The sequence below is a fragment of the Bradyrhizobium sp. BR 1432 genome, from assembly GCF_051547705.1.
GTDB lineage: Bacteria > Pseudomonadota > Alphaproteobacteria > Rhizobiales > Xanthobacteraceae > Bradyrhizobium > Bradyrhizobium zhanjiangense.
The window spans coordinates 131883-149657 of the sequence record NZ_JBPUGF010000003.1 but is presented as its reverse complement, the minus strand read 5'-3'; the positions used below and the strand labels follow the sequence as shown (position 1 = coordinate 149657).

Here is a 17775-nt window from a genome sequence, read left to right as displayed (position 1 = left end):
GGAGCTAACGAATTATTTCGCGAGACCACTGCCCGATTTCATTGGGCTCTATGCGAGACGCAGTGAGGACATTCGCCGTCTGCTGCTTTGTGAGCTGTCGTGCAGTTTCTTCCCTAAGCTCCTGAGGCGTCCAACGTACCGCTGCTCTTGGCGATCCTCTTGGTGCGTTCGAGGGCAGCTTCGGCTGCAATCATCGCCCACATGCCGGCCGCTCGAGTTCGCATCGCGATGAATGTCGGCGACTGCACACGGATTGGAAAATTGAGGGCAGGTTAAAGGATAACCATTAAACTCGCGGCGCGATATCGGCTTCTTCAAGATGTAAAGGCGCCGTTGCCGCCTGTCCGAATGCCGGGAGTGAGGAATGGCAGCTAATCGTTTGAAGTCTGGTGTTAGCGGTAATTTCGAAAATGGTGCCGTGCCTTTTCGCCGAAAGCGCGCACGTCTATCGCGTCGAGATTAGCCCGCTCGCTGTTGCAACTATCCAGCGGTTGCCCCAACGCACGATAGAGTTCGACTCGCCCGATGCCGGGACTATGTCGCCCCGTGCCGCCATTCGAATCCCATCGGGTCCTTCGAGCACCGCCGTTCCACCGCGAACGTCAAGGACTGCCCAACCCTCAATAGTCGTCGGCCTTGTGTCGGGGACCGACAGGAGCGGCCCTGTAGGCTGGACCGAGCCCGTCACAGACATGTCCGTCTCGACACCCGAAGAAGCTGGGTTCGAAGCCTCCGCCGATTGCACCCCACTCGCCGCCTTGGCTAGAGGCTTCGGAGCAAGGCTCGCGCTGAGTGTGGAGGGTTGACCTAAACCAGGCGGTGTTCGCGAGCCTGATCCTGATGACACCTTTCGGGTGCTTTCGGCCTTACCGCCTGGCTTTGTGTCCGGCATGCGGCGAGAAGCCGTTTCTATCTGAGCACTTTGGTTGAGAGCCGAGATGGTTGCGGGACCGTACCAAGCGCCAGCCCATCCCAATCCAAAGCCCGCGGCCAATGCGACCACGACGAGCCAAATAGTGGATTGTGACTGACCGCTTCGCGCAAGTAGGGCCAGGACCTCGTCGCGATTGGAGGTCGAGAAATCGAATTGGTCGAGAGTGACGGGGCACGTTGCTGCCCCGCCACTATCGTGATCCGCGACCTTCTCGATCCTTTCCAAGGTATTGGCATGGTGCAATTTCATGCTCGCGCCCCTTGTGGTCCCCAATGATCATGCCGGGAACTAAACCAACCCTTAACATCCGATGCACCTCAGCACGAATAAGACAGCAGTGGATCGCATAGGGAACCAAAGGCGTGATGTCCGGCGATCGCCGAGGCTCCACCGTGAACTGCTGGAGTTGGCTCGCATTCGGACCTGGATCTCGCGTCAGGAGCACGATGAATCCACCGCGCCGCCAGATTTGAGCGCGTGCCGGGCCAAGTCGAGGTTGAGCAACTTCTCGCCGCCGCGCCGCCGACTCACCTCAAGCTATGCCGATGAGCGCGCGCGTTGCGAAAGGCGCACGACGAAGCGCGCAGCTGGACGGCCTGGCTCGGTGTGTTGCTGATCGCATTTGGTAGCTACTCGAAGCTCGAGCCCGCACGCTTCAATACGCGGTGAGATTACGCCGCTGAGGTAGCTCGATATGCTAGGCACCATACCTGGCTCGCCGCCGCGCGAGGGATGAATTCCAGGAGCTGGTATTGCCGAATTGCCACACGTACAAAGGTTCCGCGCGTCCGCACGTGGTTTGGCACTGCCTTAGACGGACATTCGATTACGATGACGGTCCCTTTGGAGTGGGGCTGCATCATGCGGTACAAAGTGTTCGTGGTGGACAGCAGGCGGCGAGTGATCTGCGCCGCAAAACTCGACTGCATTGACGAACAGGCCGCGAGACGTCGAGCCGAGCAAATGGATGGCGGGCATGACGTTGAGCTTTGGGAAGGTGATCGAACTCGTTGCTATATTTCGAGGTGCAACGTCGAACGAAAATGGGGGTGACGGCTCCGTCCGAAAAGACGGCCGGTCTCACCGCCGCGTTAGGTTGCACATTGTCAGGCACGCCAGCACGGCAGGGTGCGACATTTCGCAGGGCACAATCGCCGAGGCTGGCGACTGCGGGATGAAGGCACCAGCATTCCTCTAAATAATGGCAGATGCGATGATCGCGGGTGATCCATGCATGGAAATCGCGCGAGTGAGCGAACGCGAATCAATCTTCGGACCCGGAGGATCTCTAAACTGCTCTCGCTCTGCCGCTCGCTTTGGTGCGCCGTCTTCTGCCGATCGTTCTCGCTTCTACATGCCGGAGCTTATTTCGAAGCTTCTCCACCTCTCTAAGCTCCGCCACAAGCGCTCGGAGCCGTTCGCTCAGAATAGCAGAAGAATCAAGCTCTGCGCGATAGCGCGCCTCGCGCAGGCGCGACGCCGGCCGTTCAGAGGGATTGCGACCGATTTCAGCTTGGAGCTCGATAATATCGATGAACACGTCGCCTTGGCGGCGCAGCTCGTCGGCAATCATCGTGGGATGGCCGGCGATCGTGGAGATCACGGCAGACGCGGGCGCTCGACCCCCTACGCGACGCGACCGGATCCTGTTGCGGCACGATGGCTGTGCTAACTGGGGGAGCGGTATGGATAGGCGTCGAAAGCGGCAGCAACAGATCGAATCAGAAAACGATGTTCCTGCCTCACGCGGATCAAACCATCTTCGATGTCCACTATGCCGTCTTCGGCGAGGGGCACCAAGCGTTCAGCTGAATCGAGAAAAGGAACCGGATCAAATCCGTGGCCGGCACAGATTGCCGGCACGTCGACCTCCAAATCGCACATCAGCCGTTCGATTATTGCACCCCGGACGCGGTCTTCCGGAGTAAGACAGCAGCCCTTTAACGTCGCCAAACGGCCCGCTCTGATCTGCCGGCTGTAAGAACCCGCAGTAACCTCATTCTGGACGTAGCCGTCACCCAACCGCCCAATAGCCGATGGTCCGAAGCCAATCAGAACTCTACAGGTGTCTGCCGAGTAACCCAAGGAGTTCCGCCGTAAGCGACCGGCTTTCTGCACAAGCGCGAGCTCGTCGTCAGGCAAGGCGAAATGGTCGAGTCCAACTTGACAGTAGCCGGCGGCGACAAGCGTATCGGCAATCGCCGCCGCCTGTTCAGCGCGTGTGCCGCTATCTGGCAACTCTGCCTCGTCTATGAGGCGCTGGTTCTTCTTGAAGGACGGAATGTGGGCGTACCCGAAAACCGCGAGCCGGTCGGGGCGCATGGCCGCAGCCAGTGTCGCAGTCTCTACGCATGACTGCACAGTCTGCCTTGGAAGGCCGTAGATGAGATCAAAGTTGATACGGTTTATTTCATGCTCGCGCAGATTTTTGACTGCAGCCGCTGTTTGCGCCTCAGTCTGAACTCGGTTGATGGCATTTTGAACAACGGGATCAAAACTCTGCACGCCCAGGCTGGCGCGGCTCACTCCGGCTGCTCCCAAGGCTTCCGCCATCTCTGCCGTGAACGCACGCGGGTCGATCTCGATGGCGATGCTTGCCGATCTCCTGAATGCGAAGTGAAGACGTAAAAGCCCCATCAAATCCAGAAACTCTGCTGGCTTGATGAGGGTCGGCGTCCCGCCGCCGAAATGTACGTCGTTCACAGGTAATCCTTGAGGCGCCCGCTCCGCGACCAAGCGGATCTCTTCTCGCAGCACTGCCAAGTAATCGAGGAGCGGCGCATGCCGAAGGATCATGGTAGTTGGAAAGCCGCAATACCAGCAAATCGAGCGGCAGAACGGAATGTGGAAATAGAGCGACACAGGCTCGCAGGGCGGCAGGCGACTTAACCATTTCTCATAGGCCTTGGCATCGACCTCAGCGGAGAACTGAGATGCAGTTGGATAAATCGTGTACCAAGGCGGCTGGGCACCACAATATTTCTTCAGGACTGACGACTGCAATGGTTCCTATCTCTCACCTGTATTCGGATGTAGAATCAACAATGCAAAAGCGTTTCCGGAGTGCTATGCACGTGGGTCTCTCGTCGCTGGCTGGCTGCAGAGGCCAGCCAGCGCCTAACCGATGAAAGCCTCCTTGTGCGACATTGATTAGCATTAGCACTGGTGCTAATCCGGTACCCACGATCACTCGCCAGTTTAAGCGCCGCTCAATCGCTGTTCGGTCCGAGCCGAAGCTACATGGAGCGAGCGAGTGCCTTTGAACAGAGTGGCATACATCACCCGAAAGCGACGAGCTGAGTTGCCGCGCTTCCTGCTTCAAGCATGCAACCCGCGGTCCTGAGGGCAATGCTGGCGAGTACGAGCTCTTCGAGCGGCCTCCTCAGGTACTCGGATGAGGTGGTCGACAAAACTGTAATCTAATCTGCCGGAGTCGTCGGTGAAGTGAACTGTCGTCTTTACTTGCAATCGATCAGGTCCCACGAGCGTCAAGCGTGTGCTTCTCACTGAGGATCTAGAGCTCCATTTGACTTCCAGACTTCCATAATAAGCGTCGGAACTCTGCGTCCGCGCGATACCCCAATCGCAGTCGGTCGGCCGACACCTGCTCCATGCATGAACGAGGGCTTTGTCGAACTGTTGGTCGACAAACATTTGTGTGACGATCCCGGTGCTCCGGTCCTCATTAGACCACTTTCCAGCAAACTCAGCCATTGTCGCGTCGCCTGCATTGCGCGGTGTCACCATGTTGATTTGCTCGCCAAATGCTGGTCCGAGAAGCAGGAGCGCAAGCGGCATGACCGCGGACATTCGCAGCATTGTATTTGTCCTGTTACCTTGACATTCGAAAGGTTGGCAACAAACGTGCCAGCAGCTGGACTCGGAAATGGGAACGTTTGGAGTGCATCTTAGGTCTGCAACCGGCAGATGCCTCGTCATAAATCCGACAATCCGCCGCGCCGGCAGACGACGCGTGCCAGACTTCTTACACTTCGGTTCGATTTTTGGCGTTAGGTGCGAGAGCAGCACAGAATAGCATACTCCTCGCCTCAGCGTCCCATGTGGCATCGGTCTTGCCAGCGCTGCTGGACGGCATGACGCTCTTTACCGAGTGCTCACGGAAGCAGGTGCGGGTACTCGACCGGCCCCTGATTTATCTCCGAATGAATCCAATTGCCCCCGAACTCGTGGAGAGTTAATTGCGCATCTGTGGTATCAAGCTGGGGCATGATGGGGCGATAGCTCTCGTCGAAGATGGGCGGCTGGTCTTTTGTGTCGAGCAGGAGAAACGAGGCAACAATCGACGATACCAAGCGATCGAGGATTTCGACGTTGTCGTCGACGATTTAGCGGAGCACGGTGTTGATCCGTGCGATGTTGATCTATTCGTCGTCGACGGAGCGTGGTGGAGAGACGGTCTTCGGCTCCGCAGTGGGGGCAAACCTGTCAGTCTCGAGTGGGCATCGTATGTTGAAAGCCATCCAGAGGACCTTCTTGCTTCACACGGCTGCGTTGGCCTCATCCTCAGCGGCAGGTCATTTCCTTATCGAAGCTATCCGCATGTCACTGGGCATCTGGCCGCCGCATTCTGCACCAGCCCATTTGCCAAAGCCGGACAGGGCGCATTTGTTCTGATCTGGGACGGTATCATTTTTCCACAGACTCTACTATGTGGACCCCCGCGGCGCTCGGCTCATTGAATGTCTGTTTCCGCTGATAGGTCAGGTCTACGCGACAGCAGCGGATCACTTCGGACCGTACACGAATCGGTCCAGCTGGGATGATCTAGGTGTTGCCGGCAAGTTAATGGCGTACATCGCTCTGGGATCTGCCGACGAAGAAATCATAGCTGTATTTCAGGGCCTCTACGAGGAGCGTCTTGCTGCCGCCCCGCAGCACGCTCGGAACTATCATGCAGAGAGCAGTGTGGACGCCTCACTTGCGGCCATACACGACTTCTTCTGCGCGAGCGCCATGGCCCTAAAGGCCAAGCGAGTGGAAGATGTGCTTGCATCTTTTCATTGTTTCCTTGAGCGCCTTCTCATCCACAGCATGACGACTATTTTACAACAGTATTCGGGCCTTCCGGGCTCACGCAATTTGTGTATCGCTGGTGGCTGCGCTCTCAATATAAAATGGAACAGCGCATTGCGTGCCTCCGGTCTGTTCGACGCCGTCTGGGTGCCGCCCTTTCCGAATGACAGCGGGGCGGCAATAGGTGCCGCTTGCTCGGCCATGGCCGCAGACAGCGGCTTCATTCCCTTAGAGTGGTCGGTGTACAGTGGCCCAGCCCTGCAGCGCGGTGATGTGCCACCTGAATGGGAGGCGACACCGTGCAGCATGCGTGAACTCGCCGTCTTCCTTGCGAGCAGCAAGCCTGTGGTGTTTCTTGCCGGCCGCGCCGAACTCGGACCGCGGGCATTGGGTGGCAGAAGCATTCTGGCCGCCGCAACGTCGAGAGGAATGAAGAACTATCTCAACGATATCAAACTTCGCGAATACTTCCGGCCAGTGGCGCCGATATGCCTAGAAGATCGCGCTCCCTTTATTTTCAACCCAGGAACGCCGGATCCTTACATGCTGTTCGATCACGAGACGCGGGCAGAATGGCGGGACAAAGTCCCCGCCATTGTACACCTTGACGGATCGGCCCGACTGCAGACAATACCTAGAACGTCTCAGCATGAAGTCGCAGAGCTTCTTGTCGAATACGAGAAGCTCACGAGCATTCCCCTGCTTTGCAATACGAGCGCCAATCAACATGGACGCGGCTTCTTCCCGGATGTGGCCTCAGCCTGCCGGTGGGGACGCGTCGAACACGTTTGGTCGGGTGGCCTGCTATGGACTAAGAGGACTCGGAACTGAGCTGGTTGACTGCTTTTTCGCTGATGAACGGGTCTAAGTAAGCGATCGCCCTTGGGTCTTGCGGCCTAGGAATGTGCAACGATTTGATAGCTTTGCCTGCCAGTTCGAGTTGTTCGCCAAAACATCCTTTTCTCCATCCGGGCAATGCCGATTTGGCCGACGTTCGTCCTCAGCTGATGCTTGCATCCGGTCTGCCCGTTCAATAGATACCTGGCGCTTCAAAGGCGCCATGCATCCTGACTTAGTTGATCCAGTTGCCACCCCGTAGGCTCGAACGAGCACACAAATGCGCCTCTAGAATTCTTTGCTTCAATCAGACTTTGTCACGCGGCGGACTAGTCAGTATCCGCTTTACGTGTTCGGCTTGCTCCATCGTCAGGTTGGCCGCCAAACTGGTCCCAATCTGCGCTGGACCCTTTCGTTCACGATCATAAACCATCCAACCCTTGCCTCCTTTGCGGATGAAAAATCTGGCCGGTGAAGACGCACTTTCGCTCAAGCATTGGCCTCCAGTTGTTTGTCGAGGGAAGGGGGCCATCCCGCACAGCGCATTTGCCTATGTAAATCTTCGGTCTTTTTTTGCGCAGTTCACATCCCCTGGAATCGCGCACCCAGAAGAACGGCAGACCGCGCGATAGTGGATTCAAGCTACTATGGCCTTAAGCCAAGCCGGCGGAGTCGATAGTCCAGTTTTGGTCTGCTGATCTTCAAAAGGCGTGCGGCGGCCGACACGTTGCCTTCGGCCTGGGCCAGGGCGGAGCGATAAGCGGCGACCTCAATGTCGGCAAACGACGTCTCGCCTGACGCTGCGCCTGTTTTGAGTAAGGCAGCGCTCTCTTTTGCTGACGGCGGATCCACTTCAAGTAGCGTTGTGCGTCCGAGCCGCCCTTCACTGGTGAGCTGGATGGAGAACGGCGGCAGGAGCTCCGAGCCGCTGAACAGATGTCCGATATCGATGACGCCGCCATCGTCTGCATAGACGACGCCTCGTTCGATTAGGTTCTGCAGTTCACGGATGTTGCCGGGATAATCATATTTGAGCAGCGCGTCGGTGGCGCGGCGGCTGAAGCCCATGAGATGCCGGCCGTGGCGCGCGCAATAAAGGGCGAGGAAATGCGCCATCAAGAGTGGGATATCGTCGCGCCGATCCCGCAGCGGCGGGATCGTAATAGGGAACACGCAGAGCCGGAAATAGAGATCTTGCCGGAAGCGGCCGGCCGCGACCTCGGCGGTCAGATCGACATTGGATGCCGCCACCACACGGACGTTGAGAGACCGTCTTGGTACCGCCGATGCGTTCGATCTTGCGTTCCTGTAGCGCCCGCAGCACCTTGCCCTGCGCCGAATAGGTCAGTGAGGCTATCTCGTCGAGAAACAACGTGCCCCCGGAAGCGCGTTCGAAATAGCCGGCGCGCGAGGCGATGGCGCCGGTATAGGCGCCCTTCTCAACTCCGAACAATTCGGATTCGACGAGCTGCTCGGGGATCGCCGCGCAGTTGATCGCGACGAAAGGACCGTCGGAGCGTCGGCTGATGGCGTGAAGCTGGCTGGAGAACAGCTCCTTGCCGACGCCGGATTCGCCGACGAACAGCACGGTGGCGTCGGTCGCGGCGACCCGCTCGAGCTGGCGGCGGGTGCGGACGAACGCAGCGGAGACGCCGACCGCGACGGTATTGTCATCGCCTACGGGGGCAGGGCTTTCGTCCGCCGCGACCGGCACCTTGCCGACCGCGTGCACCGAGCGGCTCTTCCAATCCAACCCGAAATAGTTGCGCTCAGGCGCGTCGTCGCCCCATGCATCGGCGTGCTGGCCGACCACCACGCAATGCGGCGCGCCCATGCCGGCGCATTCGACTTCGCGGAAGATCACCGGCCAGCCGCACAGCTTGGTGGTGTAACCAGAGGGATAACCGACCTGTAGCCAGCAGACCGGTTCGCTGGCGAGGCCATAGCTCGCGAGGTGCTCGGCTGCCTCCGAGGAATCCTGCCACAGGAATTCACCGAAATAGGTGCACCTGTCGAGGTCGAACTCGAAATGCCGTGTGGTCACCTTGACGAAACCTTCCAGCGTATGCACGCGCGGCCCGGCAGCGAGCGCGTGGGTGAGGTCTTCGTTCGGGAAGCGCTTCTGGATCAACTCGGCGTCTCGCATACCCTGCACGTAACCCACACGCGTGAACAGTGCTCTTGCGGTCTCGATGCCGAAGGCGTCGATGATCTCGGCGCGGAGGCGCCCGAGCACCTGGGACTGCATCAGCACCATGCGCTGGTCGTTGAGCCAGATGCGGCCGTCGCCGAGCGCGAAATGCAACGACTCGGCGAGATCATTGAAGGTCGGTGCCGCGCCGGTTTCGAGCTCGCTGCTGGCGCCGCGCGCGAGGATTCGGGCGGCGCGTCGGGACGCTTCCGCCAGTGAAATACGGGAGCCACGCTCCGCCATCAGGCCTCACTCTTCATTAAATGGTGAAATCTCTTCTGGAGAGAGCTTCATTATTTCAGGAAAATCAAGCCATGGTAGTCCCACCCGATCGAGCACCCCGACATTGCCGTTTTTCGCATAAGCGATTGTTCTGACACAGAAATTATAGAAATCGCGATGCCGCCCTAGCCGGCCGTCATCAGCTGGCATCGGCCTTGCTAATTGCTGAGCCATTCGCGGGAGGAAGCGAGCAAGAAGGCCAATCGAAGGTCTTGACCCTGGGTGCGGCGAGCGCCGACGACTGCGCGGCGTGCAGCAAACGGTCTTGCGCCTCTTTCTCCCGGCACCGCAAGCCGCGGTCCAACGACCGCAATATCAATCAATCCGCACCAGCGGAGGGAGGACCTTTCGATGAACATGCAGGCTCGCGATTTCATTGCCGTCGACCGTTGGCACGGCAAGGCGTTCTTGGGCGAGTGGTGCGCCACCGCCGGCGGTGTGATGGAGATCAGCGACCCTGCGACGCGCGCTGTGCTCGGTTCGGTCGGTCTCGCCGATCCCAAGGACATCGCCAGGGCCGCACAAAAGGCGCGTCAGGCGCAGCCGGCGTGGGCCGCGAGGCTGCCGCAGGAGCGCGCGGCAATCCTCAACAAGGCTGCCGACTTGCTCGAGCAGAACGGCGAAGAGCTGATCGGCTGGATCATGCGCGAGAGCGGCTCGATCCAACCCAAGGCTGCGATCGAGATCGAGCACGGCGCGGGCTTCGTACGCCACGCGGCAGCGATCGCGATCGAGCCCAACGGCATCATGTTGCCGTCGATGGAGCTGGGGCGGTCGAACACCGCGAAGCGCGTGCCTCATGGCGTTGTCGGCGTGATCTCGCCGTTCAACTTCCCGCTGGTGCTTTCCATCCGTGCGATCGCTGCGGCGCTTGCAGTAGGCAACGCCGTGGTGCACAAGCCAGATCCCCGTACCGCGGTGTCCGGCGGCATCATCATCGCCCGCATCTTCGAGGACGCGGGCCTGCCCAAAGGTGTGCTGCAGGTCGCGCCGGGCGGCGCTGCCGCGGGCGAGGCCATGTGCAGCGACCCAAACATCGCGATGATCTCCTTCACCGGGTCGGCGGAAGGCGGCAGCAAGGTCGGCGAGGTCGCCGGCCGCCATCTCAAGAAGGTCCAGCTCGAACTCGGCGGCAAGAATTCGTTGATCGTGCTCGACGATGCCGATGTCGACGTTGCGGCTTCCAACGCTGCCTGGGGTGCGTTCCTGCATCAGGGGCAAATCTGCATGTCGACTGGCCTCGTGCTCGCGCACGCGGGCATCGCTGACGCGCTGGCGATGAAGGTCGCCGACAAGGCGCGACATCTGCCGGCTGGCGATCCGTCCTCCCAGCAGGTTGCGCTCGGACCCATTATCAGCGACGCGCAGGTGGCGAAGATCCAAGCGATCGTCGACGACGCGGTGGCAAAGGGCGCGCGGCTACTTGCCGGCGGTCGCCACGACGATCGCTACTACCAGGCGACGGTGCTGGCCGGCGTGAGGACCGGCATGCGCGCATTCGAGGAGGAGATCTTCGGGCCCGTCGCGTGCATCGTCAGTTTCGCCACGGACGATGAAGCGATTGAGCTTGCCAACCGCTCTGAGTATGGCCTCGCCGCCGGCGTAATTTCAGGTTCGATTGCACGAGCACGCGCCGTGGGCGATCGCCTCGCCGTAGGCCAGCTCCACATTAACGATCAGACTGTCAATGGCGGTCCGTTCGCGCCGTTCGGCGGGCGTGGCCGTTCCGGCAATGGCAGCCGCATCGGCGGTCCGGCAATCTGGGAAGAGTTCACACAATGGGTTTGGACCTCGGAAAAGCCGCAGGCGACGCCGTATCCGTTCTGATCCGCTTCGCGCATCGCACTGCTTCCGGCGTCCGCGCGCCGGGATCCATCCGCCGGCAACATTTGACCTCTGGAGACCAGATGAAGATCCGTGCCGCCGTCGCCCGCGAAAAGGGCGCGCCGCTGAACCTTGAAACCATCGACCTTGAAGCCCCGCGCCCTGACGAGATTCTCGTCAAGGTGAAGGCTACTGGTGTCTGTCATACCGACCTCGTCGTTCGCGACGGCATGCTGCCGACGCCGTTTCCGGTCGTGCTCGGCCACGAAGGTGCCGGCGTCGTCGAAGCGGTCGGTGCCGCCATCGCCAAGGTAAAACCCGGAGATCACGTGGTGATGACCTTCAATTCCTGCGGCGGGTGTTCGAGCTGCCAGGACCACGCGGCCAGCTACTGCCATGAATTCTTCCCGCGCAACTTCTTCGCCGCGCGCGCGGACGGGACAAGCGCGCTGTCGGCGGACGGCGCGCGGATCAACGGCAACTTCTTCGGTCAGTCGTCGTTCGCGACCCATGCGATTTGCCACGAGGTCAATGTGGTGAAGGTCGCATCCGAGGTGCCGCTCGAACTGCTCGGGCCGCTTGCCTGTGGCGTGCAGACCGGCGCCGGAGCAGTCTTTAACGCGCTGAAGGTCTCCGCAGGAAAATCCTTCGGGGTGTTCGGATCGGGCTCGGTCGGGCTCTCCGCGCTGATGGCAGCGCACGTCGTCGGCGCCACCAGTATCATTGCGATCGATACCAATCCAGCAAGGCTCGAAATCGCGAAATCTTTGGGCGCGACGCATATGATCGATCCGCGTCAGACCAATGCGGTTGAGGAGATCATGCGGATCACCGGCACCGGACTGAACTTCGCGCTCGATACTACGGGCCTGCCGGCGGTGATCCGCAACGCCGTGGAGAGCCTCGGCCCGCGCGGCGCCTGCGGCATTCTCGGCGCGTCCGGTCCAGACGCGGAAATTGTGCTGAACGAGACGCATTTCATGAGCGCCGGCCGCCGGCTGATCGGTATCGTCGAGGGCGATTCCAATCCCGACGTCTTCATTCCGATGCTGATCGATCTCCACCGTAACGGCCGCTTCCCGTTTGACAAGCTCGTCAAGTTCTATTCGCTCGATGAGATCAACACTGCGATCCACGATTCCGAGACCGGCGCCGTGATCAAGCCGATCGTACGGATGAACTGAGCTCAGGTCATTCGTTGCGGCAACGGGCCGGGCCGGCAGCTCGTCCGCTTTCACAAAGAGATGGCAACGACCGATCTACCGGCATCTCGCACAGCATCGAAAGGGAAAACATGTCCAAGCAGCAACTCGCAGCGATTTTCACATGAGCCCGCAATTCCCGCCCCGCCAATGGCAGCCCGGCGGACATGCGCGCTTGATTCGAAGGATCAATGTGCAGGCGCCGATTCCGGACGGTACCATCATCGAGCGGGTAGCGTCGGGCCGGTCGGCGGTGACTTGATCCACCACCCCGCGTCTGACGCCAAGCGTCTCATCATCTATATCTATTTTCACGGCGGCGGTTTCCTCTTCTCGTCGCGCTCGCACCGCGTCGTCGTCGCCAATCTCGCGCTTCTAAGCATTTCGTGAGGAAGTGCTGGCGGCCGGAAAGCTAACAATCGAGAGGAAACGCTCTCCGTTCGATTGAATGGTCGATGGCGAGTGGCCCACCACTGGCTGAAAATTGCGACAGTGGCAGCGTGGCCCGTTGATCCGCCGCCCTGCGCTGCGCTCGCCTATTCCGCGGTGATGTTCTTAACGCAATGTGGCTCGACGAGCGCGCCGTAGGTCGAAGGTTGACGGTTGGCGAACATATGGACGTTCGCCATCATATGCTTCTGACGTGCATTGGCGATCTCGATGACCTCCACGACTACCTTGTGCATGTCGGGATAGCACGGAACCGCGACATCAACGTCCCACACCGGAAACTGGGCGGGCAACGCCACCATGCTGCCGCCGCCGAATGGCGCGTCGACACGGTTGGCGAGGATGACAGCGCATCGGTTGTCCACTGCGCGTGGCACGGCCAGCAAGGTCCGCTCCTTGCGATCTTGCAAGCGAGATGGCCACAGGATCACGTCGGCGCCGTTGGTTCCGAGGCAACGGGCTGATTCGGGAAACATCCCGTCATATCCCATCATGATGCCGATGCGCCCGAACGGCGTTTCGATGACGGGGTAGTCTGAACCAGCTGTCGCCCACGCACGTTCATCCGTAAAGAGATGGACTTTTCGGTAAGACATCAGCATGTTGCCGTCCGGTCCGATCAGGAAGGACGTCGAGAAGAGCTTTCCATCCTCCTCTTCGACGTTCGGCATAAGGATTGCGCATTCTTCTGACTTGCAGAGCTCGCCAAATGTCTTCAGAAGCTTGCCATTTATGGAGGCTAGCCGCGTAGCCTCGGTGGGGTCGATCCTCCAGTTCGGCGACGCGAAATATTCCGGCAGCACCATGAGTTTGACACCGAACCTTGCCGCATGCCCGACTTGCTCCACTACGCAATCGAGGGTCGTGAGCTGAGATTCCGAAACATGGCTCTGAATTGCAGCCATGTTGAAGGTCATTTCGCCCGGAACGATTGGCCGGTTGCTGACTTCCGCAACTTTCGTGTCGGTGTAGGCAGCCGTCAGGACCTTATAAGTGTCGGGCCGCCGGTCGGCGAACTTGTCCGCACCGAGACTCATGGCTTTGTTGTCCGCGAGCGCCGGGTCGATATCGCCAATGGCCATGCCGTGTGTGTCCCAGGCGACCTTGGCGCGCAGATTGCCGCTGGGGTCGACTATCATGCTTCCGCCCGGATAGTAGATCGATCGCTCCTGTCCTGCCTTCGTAGCGGCACATATCCAGACGCCATTCTCGAAAGCGCGGGCAGGACGCCACATGTCCGCCTGATCGATCAGAAAGAAGTTGGCCATATCGATAATGACCTGCGCTCCACTTAAAGCCGTGCAGCGCGGAATTTCAGGGATGCGGCCATCGAAGCAGATCATGAGCCCGACGCGCCCGAGCTCGGTCTCGACGACCGGGAAACCGCGCTCGCCAACCGTGAACCAGTTCTGGTCGTGCGTCGTCAGGAATTGCTTGTGATAGTGAACAACAAGCTCTCCTTTTCTGTCGAGAAGAATTCCGGTATTGAAGATCTTTTCTGCTTTCGGATCCCACTCCGTCATGCCGGTGGCGACGAACATATCGTTCTCGCGCGCGAGCTTCGCAAGGCTGCGGACAAAACGCCCGTTGACTGTGTCCGCGATCCTTCGAGCGTGGGAGATTGAATCGTAAAGATATCCGGCGTTCATGCACTCCGGAAACACGATGAGACGTACACCTTGATAGGCAGCCTGTTTCACATAGTGCTCGCAGATTTTAAGATTCGCCTCGATATTTCCGACCTCGGCGAGCGTCTGCACCGCGGCAGCGCGATATAAATAGGATTTCATGGGATGCTCCGTTAGTCGCGATGACGACTGTATGAGATGGCGGTAGCGATTGTCTGAGCAACGCCGCTGCTTCTCAAAGCAGTGTGCGTGCCGATACGCCCTGTGTCCCTTCATTTTGGCGCTGAGGTGACGATGACCGGATCGGTCGATCCGCTCTTTTGAGGACACGTCGGGAGGCGGCAGCGGCTACGTCCAGATCTCCGGCGCTGCACGATCTCGGCGTCGCGACAACCGCCAACTTTGCCAGAAAATGGTCCAATGAGAGTCTAAGTACGGGTATTGTCAAACACATATCTATCGACCAGCAGCTCGACAAAGCCCTCGTTCATGCGTCGTGGATAATCGCAACATCTTCTGTGTCCTGCTGTTTGACATCAAAGAAGGTGGCAACAACCATGCCATTCGGCTGGATTGGGAAATTGGCGCATTGGGAGTAGATCTCCTGTGCACAGCTCAGTGGCGTCGCGTCGTAAGCTCGACAATCCAGCGCATCAATAGACGCGCGTGTCAGATTGATTACCTCATGTTTTTGATTCGAACGCGATCTGATAATTGTGTAGCTGCTCTCCGACGGCGTGGTACGACCGGTGCGATGACCAGGTCAAATTGCGCACTAGGTGTGGTCTTTCAGGAAGTTGTCCATCTGGTCTGAACCGAGGAAGCTGAGGTTGCGAACCTTCATTTTTCCAGGGAGAGACCAGATGAACGTCCACAAGAATGCGCCCTTGAAACGCCCCAGACCTCAGATGGCTCACCATCGTTGCTGCACGGTGTCTTCCATGCTCCATAGGGCTACCTGGATCAGTCGGCTTCCAGAAAATTCGTGTATTCGGCGCGGGGCATTGGACGTTCAACGTTATGTCTGTATTCCGCCGGCGGTGTCTGGAAGGCCCGAACGAATGCGCGGCGCATGTTTGCCGGGTTGCCGAATCCGATCCGATGGGAAATTTGCTGGATAGACAGTGGGGTTGTCTCCAGAAGGATACGGGCGGCTTCGACCCTGATGCTTTCGACGAAACGGGCTGGAGTCGTCATCATTTCGTCCATGAACGCACGACTGAAGTTGCGAGGGCTCATCGCGGCGCGCTTGGCGAGCGCATCAATCGAAAGATCTGCGTCGAGATTCGTCAGCGCCCAATCCATGACGTGACTGATTTGGTTATTTCGGATCGATTGCGCCTTGAGAAATTCACTGATCTGCGGCTGATTGCCCGGCCGGCGCAGGAAGATGACGAGCATCCGGGCGACGTCGAGTGATGTTGGCCGTCCACAGTCGTTCTCGATGAGATAGAGGCAGAGGTCGATGCCGGCCGTTCCGCCGACCGCGGTGTAATAAGAGCCGTCACGAACGAAAAGCCGGTCTGACTCGACGTGAACTTTCGGAAACATCGCCGAGAACTGCCCGGTGTAGTCGCGATGCGTTGCCGCGCGTCGCCGGTCGAGTAAACCAGCGGACGCGAGGACGAACGTTCCTGTGCAGGTCGCGCAAATCCGGCGCGCCGATGGTGCGCTTCGGACAAGCCAATCGATGAGCGGCTGGTTAGCTTCAGCTAGCTGAAGTTCGTGACTGCCGGCGACCAGGATCGTGTCGTAGGACGTATCGAGCTCGGGTCCGATGACTTTGTCGGAAAGCATGCGCACGCCGGAAGAGCCCACGATGGGGCCCGATGTCGCGGCAATCAGATCTACCTTGTAGGAAACGGGCGTCGTCGATGATCGGCTGGCTTCGTTGAACGCGTCGATCGGCCCCATGAAGTCGATCGCGTTGGCGCCGTTGACGACGACGATTCCCACACGAATGATCTGTTCGGGTACCCCGTGATCATCTGTGGAAGGCCCGAGGGCTGGAGGTCCGAAGTGCGTCATCGACCCTGTTGCGGATAGTCGGCGATCGAGGCGTATCGCGGACAAACGCCGTCGCCCACAGCTCGGCCTCCGCCGGAGCGGGCTGATCAGCTCCCGACCAGGCAAGTTGCTAGGTTACAAATGTAATGGAATTGGCCGTGTGCGATCGGCCAAACTCACGTCGACATCGGCCATCGGTGCGCGAAAGTGCGCCCCCTGCTGCACAATATCATGTGAGCTCGTAAGAATCCGGTGAGCAAGTCTCATCGCCACCGCCGCGGCTTACCGCGGCGGCTTCTGTCGACCAGCGGAAAGGCATCTGTTGGCTAGGGCCGGCTGCCGGCGGCATGAGGTGCGGCGGTGTGGCGCGTGCCGGCCCAGGCGCTGCGAAATCTCTGACGATACTCGCCAGGGCCAATGCCCAAGTTGCGGATGAACGCCCGCCTCATACCGTCGGAATTGCCAAAGCCGCATCGGATCGCGACTTGCTGCAACGACTTTGCGCTATCCTCGAGAAGCAGGCGCGCCGCGTCCAGCCTTGCCGCGTCCACGAATTCGGTGGGCGTCATGTTCATCTCCTGGCGGAATACGCGCGTAAAATTCCGGACGCTCATTCCGGCCTGTTCGGCCAGATTATCGACTGAAAGCGGGGCGGTGAGATTGTCGAGAACGTATTGCTGGACTTGCTGAATCTTGCTCTTGCCCGACATTTGCGCTGCAAGATGCGCGCTGAACTGCGACTGGCCACCGGGGCGCTTCAGGAACATGACCATGTAGCGCGCGACGATCAGCGCCAGCTCGCGTCCGTAGTCTTCCTCGACGAGGGCGAGCGCAAGGTCCATCCCGGCCGTGACACCGGCCGTCGTGCAAAGATTGCCGTCCCTGATGAATATCTGATCGGAATCCACGTCGACGTTGGGATATTCATTCCGCAAGCGCGTCGCGCATTCCCAATGCGTCGTCACGCGCTTTCCTTCGAGCAGGCCCGCCGCCGCGAGCAGGAAGACGCCGGTGCAGACAGAGCCGAGGCGCCGCACAGTGCCGGCCCTGCGCCGTAGCCATTGGACCATGGCGGGATCGACCGCCGCAAATGACGGGTCGCCGCCGACGAGGAGCGTGTCGATCGGCTCGTCGGGATCGAAGATATGGCGATCGGCCACGAACCGCAGTCCGCCCGTTCCGCGCACCGGATCAGCCGACCCGGCGATCACCTGCACCGTGTAGGCGTTCGGATCTCCCAGCCGTCTGGCCGCCTCCCAGAACACCTCGGCCGGGCCGACGATATCGAGAGATTGAACCCCTGGCGGTGCAAGCAAGGCGATGCGCATCAACAATCCTCAATCGAGATCAATTGTTATGCAACTTTCATTCCCGTTGTTCGCCGCG

At 59.5% G+C, this 17775-nt stretch carries 8 protein-coding genes and 3 pseudogenes; 3 read left to right on the top strand and 8 right to left on the bottom strand.

The genetic code is table 11. The features are described 5' to 3' along the window. Positions 1 to 2381: 2381 nt before the first annotated feature. A pseudogene (locus tag ACSKB8_RS00955) lies at positions 2382 to 2537 on the bottom strand (NYN domain-containing protein); the annotation flags it as partial. 65 nt (positions 2538 to 2602) lie between these two features. Continuing rightward, positions 2603 to 3937 (bottom strand): oxygen-independent coproporphyrinogen III oxidase, encoded by a 1335-nt coding sequence (gene hemN, locus ACSKB8_RS00950; protein ID WP_438101873.1) that lies wholly within the window; start codon positions 3935 to 3937, stop codon positions 2603 to 2605. A gap of 1196 nt (positions 3938 to 5133) precedes the next feature. Between hemN and nodU the strand changes: the two are divergent. After that, positions 5134 to 6799, top strand: a pseudogene (gene nodU / locus ACSKB8_RS00945) (nodulation protein NodU). 651 nt (positions 6800 to 7450) lie between these two features. Here the strand turns inward: nodU and ACSKB8_RS00940 are convergent. The 3 genes and pseudogenes from ACSKB8_RS00940 to ACSKB8_RS00930 form a co-directional block, all read right to left on the bottom strand. Then, positions 7451 to 7873, bottom strand: coding sequence for a helix-turn-helix domain-containing protein (locus tag ACSKB8_RS00940; protein ID WP_438110300.1), 423 nt, complete (start codon positions 7871 to 7873; stop codon positions 7451 to 7453). A 153-nt stretch (positions 7874 to 8026) separates the two neighbouring features. Continuing rightward, a pseudogene (locus ACSKB8_RS00935) lies at positions 8027 to 9239 on the bottom strand (sigma 54-interacting transcriptional regulator); the annotation flags it as partial. 6 nt (positions 9240 to 9245) lie between these two features. After that, positions 9246 to 9452, bottom strand: a complete 207-nt coding sequence (locus tag ACSKB8_RS00930) for a hypothetical protein (protein WP_438101871.1) — start codon at positions 9450 to 9452, stop codon at positions 9246 to 9248. A 177-nt stretch (positions 9453 to 9629) separates the two neighbouring features. On the opposite strand from ACSKB8_RS00930, the gene ACSKB8_RS00925 reads away from it, so the two are divergent. Both ACSKB8_RS00925 and ACSKB8_RS00920 read left to right on the top strand, forming a co-directional pair. After that, a complete protein-coding gene (locus ACSKB8_RS00925) occupies positions 9630 to 11105 on the top strand; it encodes a benzaldehyde dehydrogenase (protein WP_438101869.1) in 1476 nt (491 codons plus the stop codon). An 80-nt stretch (positions 11106 to 11185) separates the two neighbouring features. Continuing rightward, complete coding sequence (locus ACSKB8_RS00920; protein WP_438101868.1) at positions 11186 to 12286, top strand: NAD(P)-dependent alcohol dehydrogenase; 1101 nt, start codon at positions 11186 to 11188, stop codon at positions 12284 to 12286. Positions 12287 to 12840: 554 nt separating this feature from the next. On the opposite strand, the gene ACSKB8_RS00915 is transcribed toward ACSKB8_RS00920, so the two are convergent. The 3 genes from ACSKB8_RS00915 to ACSKB8_RS00905 form a co-directional block, all read right to left on the bottom strand. After that, positions 12841 to 14544 (bottom strand): carbon-nitrogen hydrolase family protein, encoded by a 1704-nt coding sequence (locus ACSKB8_RS00915; protein WP_438101866.1) that lies wholly within the window; start codon positions 14542 to 14544, stop codon positions 12841 to 12843. 801 nt (positions 14545 to 15345) lie between these two features. Beyond that, a complete protein-coding gene (locus ACSKB8_RS00910; protein WP_438101865.1) occupies positions 15346 to 16338 on the bottom strand; it encodes a GlxA family transcriptional regulator in 993 nt (330 codons plus the stop codon). A gap of 377 nt (positions 16339 to 16715) precedes the next feature. Continuing rightward, entirely contained in the window at positions 16716 to 17717 is a 1002-nt protein-coding gene (locus ACSKB8_RS00905) for a GlxA family transcriptional regulator (protein WP_438101863.1), read from the bottom strand. Positions 17718 to 17775: the final 58 nt, after the last annotated feature.